This is a genomic window from Collinsella sp. AF16-8 (assembly GCF_003462695.1).
Lineage (GTDB): Bacteria > Actinomycetota > Coriobacteriia > Coriobacteriales > Coriobacteriaceae > Collinsella.
This window is the reverse complement of sequence record NZ_QRXX01000018.1, coordinates 1-6439: the sequence shown is the minus strand read 5'-3', so window position 1 is coordinate 6439 and position 6439 is coordinate 1. Positions and strand designations below refer to the sequence as shown.

Annotated in this window: 9 protein-coding genes; 4 read left to right on the top strand and 5 right to left on the bottom strand. The window is 64.6% G+C overall.

Annotation, left to right across the window (positions count from 1 at the left end; translation table 11 throughout):
• Nucleotides 1-298 (bottom strand): hypothetical protein (locus DWW73_RS09900; protein ID WP_147343560.1); only part of this gene is annotated, 298 nt, incomplete at its 3' end.
• Nucleotides 279-2072 carry a hypothetical protein gene (locus tag DWW73_RS09895; RefSeq protein WP_117779473.1) on the bottom strand — a complete coding sequence of 598 codons (1794 nt, stop codon included), beginning with the start codon at nt 2070-2072 and terminating at the stop codon, nt 279-281. The genes DWW73_RS09895 and DWW73_RS09900, both read right to left, overlap by 20 nt.
• 180 nt (nt 2073-2252) lie before the next feature.
• Between DWW73_RS09895 and DWW73_RS09890 the strand changes: the two genes are divergently transcribed.
• Both DWW73_RS09890 and DWW73_RS09885 read left to right on the top strand, forming a co-directional pair.
• Nucleotides 2253-2489 carry an antitoxin gene (locus tag DWW73_RS09890; RefSeq protein WP_084591886.1) on the top strand — a complete coding sequence of 79 codons (237 nt, stop codon included), beginning with the start codon at nt 2253-2255 and terminating at the stop codon, nt 2487-2489.
• A gap of 25 nt (nt 2490-2514) precedes the next feature.
• Entirely contained in the window at nt 2515-2745 is a 231-nt protein-coding gene (locus DWW73_RS09885; RefSeq protein WP_233509205.1) for a type II toxin-antitoxin system RelE/ParE family toxin, read from the top strand.
• A gap of 51 nt (nt 2746-2796) precedes the next feature.
• Here DWW73_RS09885 and DWW73_RS09880 read toward each other — a convergent pair whose 3' ends face one another.
• The 3 genes from DWW73_RS09880 to DWW73_RS09875 form a co-directional block, all read right to left on the bottom strand.
• A complete protein-coding gene (locus DWW73_RS09880) occupies nt 2797-3363 on the bottom strand; it encodes a hypothetical protein (RefSeq protein WP_117779472.1) in 567 nt (188 codons plus the stop codon).
• Nucleotides 3356-3532 carry a hypothetical protein gene (locus DWW73_RS10180; protein WP_158563815.1) on the bottom strand — a complete coding sequence of 59 codons (177 nt, stop codon included), beginning with the start codon at nt 3530-3532 and terminating at the stop codon, nt 3356-3358. The genes DWW73_RS09880 and DWW73_RS10180 overlap by 8 nt, the downstream gene beginning before the upstream one ends.
• A gap of 261 nt (nt 3533-3793) precedes the next feature.
• Entirely contained in the window at nt 3794-5440 is a 1647-nt protein-coding gene (locus tag DWW73_RS09875) for a MobA/MobL family protein (protein ID WP_147343559.1), read from the bottom strand.
• Nucleotides 5441-5551: 111 nt separating this feature from the next.
• Here DWW73_RS09875 and DWW73_RS09870 point away from each other — a divergent pair, with 111 nt between their 5' ends.
• Nucleotides 5552-5875 carry a hypothetical protein gene (locus DWW73_RS09870; RefSeq protein WP_117736965.1) on the top strand — a complete coding sequence of 108 codons (324 nt, stop codon included), beginning with the start codon at nt 5552-5554 and terminating at the stop codon, nt 5873-5875.
• The gene (locus tag DWW73_RS09865; RefSeq protein WP_117736964.1) at nt 5872-6198 is read left to right on the top strand and encodes a hypothetical protein; all 327 of its coding nucleotides are present in this window, start codon (nt 5872-5874) and stop codon (nt 6196-6198) included. The genes DWW73_RS09870 and DWW73_RS09865 overlap by 4 nt, the downstream gene beginning before the upstream one ends.
• Nucleotides 6199-6439: the final 241 nt, after the last annotated feature.

The following is a 6439-nucleotide window of genomic DNA, read 5'->3' as shown; positions in this document are numbered from 1 at the left end:
CGCGCTCGACCGCAAGCGCCTCCATCAGCTCGGCGTTGCGGGACCGCTCGATTTCCAGTTGGGCGGCCAGGGAGTCGGCCAGGGAGTCCGGGGCGGGCGCCGCGACCGCTGGCTGGCGGGACGGTTTCTCGGGGTTCTTCAGCGCGTCGGCGATAGCCGCCGCGGCGAAGTCATCGAGAATGTCGGTGTTCCCGTTTCGGGAAACGTGGTTTCCCAGTCCCAGTTTACCGATGTAGTTAGCTATTGTTCGCTTGGAAACTCCCAGCTCAGACGCTATTTCACGCTTCGTTATGCCCATTGGTCAACCTATCGTCAATCGGGAACTTTTCCCGGGAACTATCGGGAATTTTCCCAGTGGTTCCCGATGATTTTACCGTTTCCCGTTCCCGTTTTTCCCGTTCCGATGGGGCTCTTTCTATGGGGAGCACCAAGGTTCCGTCGACGGCAGCGAACTCGAAACAGGTGCGGATGGCGTCCCTGAATTCGACCATCGCCGAGTCGCACGAACCATTCGGCCTTTCCGCCTCCGGCGCATCGTGCAGCCATTTGATGACGGTCGGGCGTGAGATGCCGAGAGCACGGGCGATCTCACTATGGTTGGCGTCGGGGTGCTCCGCGGCGTATTCGCGGACGAGGTCGGCCTTCGGTTTTCGCCCGTTTCCTTCACGCCAGTTGTCGTTGTTAATATCGCGAATAGCCCGTGCACCCTCAAGGTGCTTCGCCTGAGATCGCCCGTTCCTCTTGTTTTTCGGCAGCTCGATGGCGGTGCGCCGCTCTATGCGGTCGCGGGTGAGCTTGTGGATGATGGGGTCGTAGTACGCCTCGATGGCCGCGAGCGCGTGTTCCTCGGTGAAGTGGTTGTCCTCGCGCTCGGTCAGGTCCTCGAGCGTCGGCACGAGCGCGAGCGCGTCGGCCTCGAGCTCCTCGTACGGGATACCGCACTTCTTTGCGTACGCCGCGAGCACGTTCAGGCACCAGTAGCGGTGGTGGTCGGTGGCCTTCGTCTTGACCTCGCCGAGCCACCAGTCGTACAGGTCGCGCTTGCAGGTCCAGCGGCCGGGGGCCTTGCCCTCGACGATGCGCGCCTGGTACCACTCCGGCCAGAGCTTCTTGGCGCGCTCGATGGGCGTACGCCCGGCGGTGCGCATGAGCTCGATGAGCTCGGCGCGGTCCTTGCCGCCGCGGACCCCGGCGTATCCCAGCAGGTAGTCGAGGCTGCATCGCCAGGGTTTCCCGTCCTCCCCGTTGTGGACGAACGCCACGGCCTCGTACTTGTCCTTGATTTTCGACCCGACGGCCTTGCCATTGAGCTTCGTCGGGGTGCCGGGCATCCTGAAGGGCTGGTAGATGCCCTGGTGCTGGACGTCCTCGAGCGTCGAGACGGTATCGCGCCAGATGTAGTCAGTGAGCATCGCCTTGATCTCCTGCACGAACGGCACGATGCGCGGGACCAGCGGAATCGGCTGGTCGAGGACGTAGTAGAGGTGGAAGCCCGTACCCGAGTTCACGAGGAAGGTCGGTTGGGGGAGGGACACCCATTTGTCCGCGGCAAGCTTCGGGTCACGGCCGTTGCGGAACTGCTTCAGCATGTTCTTCAGCTCCTGCACGCCGACGCCGTCGAGGTCGATCGCGAAAGCATGCAGGAACCGGGCGTTCTCGGCGACGCGGCTCTTGCCGAAAAACGACACGGGCGCGCAGAAGACGGACTCGTTCTTCCTGTTCGAGTCGACGACGCGCTCCATCACGCCGTCCAGGTCGTCGGTCAACGTGAACCGCTCTACCACGGGGACGTCGCGCTTGCGGCCCGTCTTGGTCTTGACCGTCTTGGTCCTGTTGGTGATCTGGATGGCGATGCCGTTGGGATGGCCGCCGCCATTCTCGCGCCACGGGACCTCCTCGCCGCGGGGCTGCAGGAAGCCCTCGGGGAAGATGGTCCTCCAAAAATCGTACGGGCTGACCCATTCCCAGGACGGATAGTCGGACAGAAGGATGTCGTTCTTCTCGATGTAGGCATGGCGCTGGTCTGCCCACCAGGCGTCATCATGCTCCGGTTTCTTCCTGCGATCTGCCACTGAACACCACCCCACATACCAGCCGCCCCCGAGGGGTAAGGCCCTGCCTATACAGGACGTATATTATCAATATATTTATTTTACACCCCCGCGACCATCTGTATAACGTGTTTTACATCTACACGGCGAATGGTGTGCTAGAATGTATAACGTGTTATACAGATGATTGGGAGGTGCGTCATGGCAACTGCTACCGCGGCATTGAGGATGCCCGAGGACTTGGCAATCAGGTACGACCGTTTGGCGAAATCAACGGGACGCACGAAGACTTTCTACATGACAGAAGCACTCGCTGCCGAGATTGACAGGCTTGAGTACGAATACGGCCTATTGAAGAAGGTCGAGGATTACCGGGCCGGCAGGCTCGAGACCGTGACGCTCGACGAGCTGGAGGAAAGCCTTGGCCTGGCGGATTGAGATCGACAAGGACGTCCAGCGCTCGATGAAGAAGCTGGACAAGCAGATCGCCAGGAGGATCGTGGCGAAACTTCATGAGATTTCACAGCTCGAAGACCCGAGAAGCATGGGGAAGGGATTGACCGAGAACAAGTCAGGCCTCTGGCGCTATCGGGTCGGCGACTATCGGATAGTCGCCGATATCGAGGACGATGTTCTCGTCATCCTTGTTGTCGATGTTGACCACCGAAGCAGGGTCTACAGGACTCGCAGGTAGGCTGCTCGACACCGCTGACGAAACGGGGAGGGTTTTGACCCTCCCCGTTTTTTACGCTTGCCACCACGGCCGCCCATCGTACGGGCGACCGTCGGGCAGCCTGTCGTACTCGTGCGGCCCCGTCTCCAGCAGCTCCTTGGCGCGGTCTGGGTCATAGCGCACATCCCAGGGAGAGCAGTAATACCATGCGGAATTGCCTCCGTATCGGGTAAGCCGCCACCGAGCCTCGGCAATCGGGACGAAGCCGAGATCGCACCACTGGTAGGCGGTATGGTCGCGGCGGCCCCCCTGCAAGGTTTCCTCGTCGATGTGAGCCCCCCAACAATCGAGAAGGTCTTTGCGATGCTGTTCCGCGCGGGCGGCACCCTCGATGCGCCCGCGCTCCTCGGCCTCGCGCTTCGCCTTGGCGTCGGCGCGGCGGCGGCGGTTGACCGCCTCGACGTCCTTTTTCGCCCAGGTGCGCGTCTGCTCGATGTTGTAGAACATCATCGTCTCGTTACCGTTGGGCGAGCGCCAGGAGCGCTCGACACCCTTCTTGAGCTGGCCTTTGAGCACGTGGCGGTGCTTCTTCTCCCATTGTGCAGCAGTGCGGTACTCGATTCCGTCGATGTTAATCATCGTCCTCGACCTCCTCGGGCAGATCGCAGTCGAGGTATACGCGCACGTACCCGCTCCCGCCGCGGTTGGGGTACTCGCGCGAACGCTCGAGCACGCACCCAGCCGCCTGCATCGCGTCGGCGATGCGCTGAACCTCGTCGGGCAGGCCCTCAAGACGAACCCTGACCATGACAACCTCCTTGCCTTGAACCCTGCGCCACCGTCCGTGGCGCAGCCTAAGCGTACGGCTCCGAAAAAGTCCGAAAAAGTCTAGTTATCGCAGGTCAGACGTGCCATCGCGCAGGCGCACATGCACGCGTATATTTACACGCGCGACCCATCCAAAATATTTTTTTCGCCACTGCCGCGGCAGCCGCGAACGGTCGGGATGCCGCTGCGGGCGGCCGTTGCCAAAGCCGCCGCCAAGGTAGCTGAAGCTACCGTCCGGCGGCTAGTGCTTGGGCTTGTGGCCGCGGGGGCGGTTCTGCCCGGGCCGCGGCGGTTCGGGCTTGCGCGGCGAGGTGTCCTCGCCCGCGAGACGCGCCCGCTCGTCGGCGAGCCTCCTGCGGTCCGCGGCGAGCTCGGTCGCCTTGATCAGATTGCTGGACATCATGAGCGCCGTGCCGCCGCGCTGCAGGTGGCGCATCTCTTGGTCGAGGTCGGCGATCTGCTCGTCGAGCTGGGCGATCATCTCGGCGCGGGTATCGACCTGGTCCGCGGCGGCCATGGCCATGCGGCGCTTGACATCGGCGGCCGCGGCGGCGGTGGCCATGGCCACGCGGCGGCGCTTGGCCAGCGCGCCCCTGTGCCTGCCCTGGGCGCGACCGCGTTTGGCCTTCTCGATGCGGCCGCGCTGACGCTCGAGCTCCGCGACTTCCCGTTGCAGCTGCTCGAGGGCGGCGCCCTCCTGCTGCAGCTCTGCGCGAAGGACCTGCAGGCGGGCGTTGCGGTCGCGTATCTCTTTATTCAGCTTGACGCGATCGGCGTGCCCGATTAGCCCGGTGCCGCCCTCGTGCACGGTCGGCTGCTCATCCAGCCCTCTATCTTTATTGCTGCGATGGTCGATAACCTGCGCCGTGGTTCCCGTTGCGGCGGCGTGTGCCGCGAGGTGCCTGTTGGCGATCTCTGCCCAGGCCGCGCGGACGGCCGTGAGTTCGGCGCTACCGACGTCGCGCGCGGCCTGGGCAGAGATACGGTGCATCTGCACTGGCCTCTTACTCGTGCGGTCCTTCGTGCCCAGGCCCTCGGCCTTCGCCTGCTTCATGGTCAGGCGGCGGCCATCCTTGAAGTTATATATCTTCTCCCAGCCATCTGCCTTGGCTGCCTTCCAATCGGTTGCGCGGATGGGTGCCTGCTGCCCATGTGCATCCTGGCATAGGTACCAGCACTGCCCCTTCTCGGCCTTGGTCCTCTGGATGAAGCCCTGAGCGCTAAGGTCGAGCGCGGAGACGAGGACGTGAGCGTGGGGGTTCCCGCCGCTGCCGTCGTCATGTATCGCCCAGTCGCACGCCTTCGCGGGGAACATCCCGCAGAAGTCGCGCACGCAGGCGCGGCGGCCGTCGGCATCGAGCTCGATCGGCAACGCAAACTCATAGCGCAGCGCGACGAGCTCGTTGCCGCCGCCGCCCTCGGCCCATGCCCGCTCGGCCCCGTTCCAGAGCTCGCCGCGCCCGATGGGCGGCACGCCACCGGGCAGAGACAGACCCTCCTCGACGACGCGTTCCTTCCTGGCATAGTCGCAGAGCTGCCCCGACCGCTCTTCCACAAGCGCCTGGCCCGACTGGTACGCGGCCTTCCTGACCGCGCCAGCCCCGGTGGCGGGCGAGCAGCCGCGGTAGTTCAGATGGAAGATGGCCATGCGAGTTCCTTTCAGGCAAGGGGCGCAGATGCGCCACGCGCAGCGGCGCGGAGTGCCGTGAGCCGCGGTCGGCGAACGGTGCCCGCGGCGCGGAGTGCAAGGGAGCGCAGCGACCGCGCAGCACGACCCCGTAGACGTGAGCCGTCTCAGGCGAACGGCTTCGGGGTCGGGCGTAGGGCCGTCTGCCAAGACCGCACGCAGTGCAGGACTTTTGACGCATCGCGGCAAAAGTACTGCCAAGTGCGCACTACCTCTGGTAGTGATATACCCAGCTCGCGAAATTTTACCGTGAGTATGGGTATATTTTGCTGCAAAGACAAAACGCCAACGAGCAAGGAAGGGCGGTCATTTATGACGGCATCCATCGACGAGCAGATTGCACGGAAGAGGGCCGCGGCCGACAAGCAGGCAGCTCGCGCCGCCGCGCTGAAGAAGGAGCTGAGGGACCTCGAGAAGAAGAAGGCCGCGGCCGAGCGGAAGGCCCGCACGCACCGCTTGGTCGAGGTCGGTGCGATTCTCGAGCAGACCGCTGGCATGACCTTCGACACCGAGGACAGCCGCCGCGCCCTGTCCGTTGCGCTGACCGAACAGCTGCGGTACACGGACGGCACGCCGTTCACCCGCGGCGGCCAGATCGCCGAGGCCGTCGACAGGCTGCTGGGGGATCGGAAATGAACGTCACCATCACTTTTAAAAACAAGGTCGAGAGCTACTACACCCGCGCCGACGGATCGGCGGCGCTGAGCAAGGACGTCCTCGAGCTCACCGCCGACGGATCGGCGGCGGTGCTCTGGAGCCGCCTCGAGTTCGACAGGGGCGGCGGTGATGACGGGACCAAGCCCCGCACCGAAAGAGGCTTCAGCCGCGAGGTGCTGCGCCTGCCGCCCGCCGCGGCGGTCGGCCCCGGCGGCAGCCTGGATGAGTTCTGGGATCGCGCCAACCAGTACTGCGGCGTGGCCGAGGTCGAGATCGACGGCAAGCTCGTGTACCCGTTCTGACCCTGCCGCCGCGATGAAAACCTAAGAGCCCCGCGGCCCATCGAAGGGGCCGCGGGGCTCCCGCTATTCTCCCCCTGGGCCGAGCAGCTTCATGGCCATGCGGCCGCGACGCCACCACGGCGTCGCGGCGATCGCCTGCTGGCGCTCGGCGAGCGACGCGAGCTTTCCGGCGAGCTCCGCGACCCTTGCGTTGGCCTCGGCGAGCTGCGCCTTGGCCTCGGCCTCGGCGCGGGCGGCGCGG